This is a genomic window from Oleiphilus sp. HI0132 (assembly GCF_001635845.1).
Genome location: NZ_LWGJ01000022.1, coordinates 1 through 834 on the forward strand (window position 1 = coordinate 1; position 834 = coordinate 834).

General features: G+C 44.6%; 1 protein-coding gene and 1 pseudogene. Both read left to right on the forward strand.

Translation table 11 applies throughout. The features are described from left to right. Positions 1 to 358 (forward strand): annotated as a pseudogene (locus tag A3766_RS30010) (hypothetical protein); the annotation flags it as partial. 5 nt (positions 359 to 363) lie between these two features. Continuing rightward, the coding region (locus tag A3766_RS00420) for a HugZ family protein (RefSeq protein ID WP_068641442.1) at positions 364 to 834 on the forward strand (471 nt) is incomplete at its 3' end.

Here is an 834-nt window from a genome sequence, read left to right on the forward strand (position 1 = left end):
GCTAGGTCTTCAGAACGGCGCTCGCTATTATGGCCTTGTCTCTGCGCATGGTGCCAAGGTGAAAGCGTTCTCCTACTATATGCAAATGAAAGGCGAACTGGAACATCAGCTACTTGAGCTCAATTATCCTCATATAGCACTTGCTAGGCCTAGCCTATTACTCGGCGACAGAGGTGAATTTCGTCCAGCTGAAAAGCTAGGTGAAGTATTTATGGGCATACTCCCTGGCAATTTAAAAGCGATTCAAGCTCACGATGTTGCCGCTGCACTGATTCTTGAGGCAAATCGTTCTAAGCGGGGCACACAAGTGCTTAACTCAGCAATGATGCAAGGCGCGATAAAACAGCTAGAAAAGTAAACACCATGGCAAAGAACCCTGAAATCAGTACAGAGCAAATTCAAACTGAAATCGCTGAACTCAACGAGCAAATTCAGACACTCCAATTAGCAACACTTGGAAAAGATAAAGAGCCGTGCATCAGCTATACCCCCTTTCTGAAAACGGGCTCAGCTTACTACATTTTTATCAGTCAGCTTGCGACACACACGCACAATTTACTTGCTCACCCCAGTCTCTCTATTTTGATCATTGAAGATGAAGACAAGAGCAAAAACGTTTTTGCCCGCAAGCGACTAAACCTTAAGTGCAAAGCAGAAGAACTCAAGCAAGAAGACCCTGAATGGAACAATATTCTTGATGGCTTTGAAAAACGTCATGGAAATACAGTGAAGCTGCTTCGCTCTCTACCCGACTTTCATCTATTCAGACTAACTGCGGTTTCAGGTACTTATGTGAAAGGCTTTGGACAGGCTTTTGAGCTGACTGGAGACGAT